Origin of the sequence: Herbiconiux daphne, assembly GCF_024979295.1 — a bacterium.
Taxonomy (GTDB): domain Bacteria; phylum Actinomycetota; class Actinomycetes; order Actinomycetales; family Microbacteriaceae; genus Herbiconiux; species Herbiconiux daphnes.
The window spans coordinates 1-1,141 of record NZ_JANLCJ010000128.1; the positions used below are offsets into that span (position 1 = coordinate 1).

Sequence of the window (1,141 nt, forward strand, 5' to 3'; positions counted from 1 at the left end):
ACCTAAAGACTTATTTGGGTTGTCTGGTTTAATGCTGAGATATAAACTTCCAACTGTATAAGAAGCTTTCTGAGCATGGTCATAAATGTCAGAAATAGTAGCTACAGTTTTATCATCTTGAGGAGCAGCGTTGGTAGCAGAAGTACCACCAACATTCTTCAATCTAGCACCCTTCAAATCCCACGTCTTACCATTAGTACCGAATACATCCCCACTAAAAGTTACACCCGAGGCTGAAGGTACAATATTAGAAGCAAGGTAGTTAAGTGCTGTATGGGTAAAATCTAAAGCACCTGTAAAATTTTTAAATGTACGTTGAAGAACCTGCTTAATCAAACGGATGTGGTCATCACCCTCGTTAATCAAATCCTCTGGAGCAGGGATAGATGGATTAAGCTGGTTAATAAACGAAATACTTTGCGGTTCTACGGACATTAATTACTCCTTATGGATTCTTAGCTTTCCATTCATCATACATTTTCTTAATCTCTGTATGAAGTGTAGCAACATTCGACTGAATACCAGTAACCACTGTTTTAATATTATCACAATCTGTCTTAATAGTCTGGGCTGACGCCAGAGCAGTATTAACAGCAGAGATTTTTGAATTAATATCAGCTAATGTTGTGTTCATATCAGAAAGCACTGTTTGCATATCACCTTCAACCGCTGTGATATAAGCAAGAACTTGTTTAAAATAATCAGATTGAGCTGTAGCGTATTCAGCAGCTCTCTGAGCTTCACGCATATAACGAACAATGTCAGTTACACCAGTCATTGCCTCAGAGGTCCAACCGAACTGACCAACGTTTGTTGGAACAGTATTTGCTAATACAGAACCATCTGGGTTAAGTATCGGGGAACGAGCCCCCGAACCACTAAAGAGAGCTACCATTAAAAGACTCCTTTATTTCTTGAATACTCATACATATCAGAACCAGTATTTAAATTCTTATACAGAATATAAAGAGCAAGTCCTCGTAAACATTCACCAGCATGGAAGCCAAAGAATGCTGCATTACTATCAGCGCCAATACCATCAGCAGGATTGTTTAACCAAGAATAAGTCCAACAACCATTCATGACATGTTTTGGAATTGTAGAAACTTTGTTGTTACTGTTTAATTCTTCTGCTAACATT

At 38.1% G+C, this 1,141-nt stretch carries 3 protein-coding genes; all 3 read right to left on the minus strand.

Going from position 1 to position 1,141, the window contains the following annotated elements:
- On the minus strand, window positions 1-435 hold a 435-nt coding region (locus N1032_RS23525), incomplete at its 3' end, for a hypothetical protein (protein ID WP_259542791.1).
- 10 nt (window positions 436-445) lie between these two features.
- On the minus strand, window positions 446-895 hold the full coding sequence (locus N1032_RS23530; RefSeq protein WP_259542792.1) for a hypothetical protein: 450 nt from the start codon (window positions 893-895) through the stop codon (window positions 446-448).
- On the minus strand, window positions 895-1,141 hold a 247-nt coding region (locus N1032_RS23535), incomplete at its 5' end, for a hypothetical protein (protein ID WP_259542794.1). The genes N1032_RS23530 and N1032_RS23535, both read right to left, overlap by 1 nt.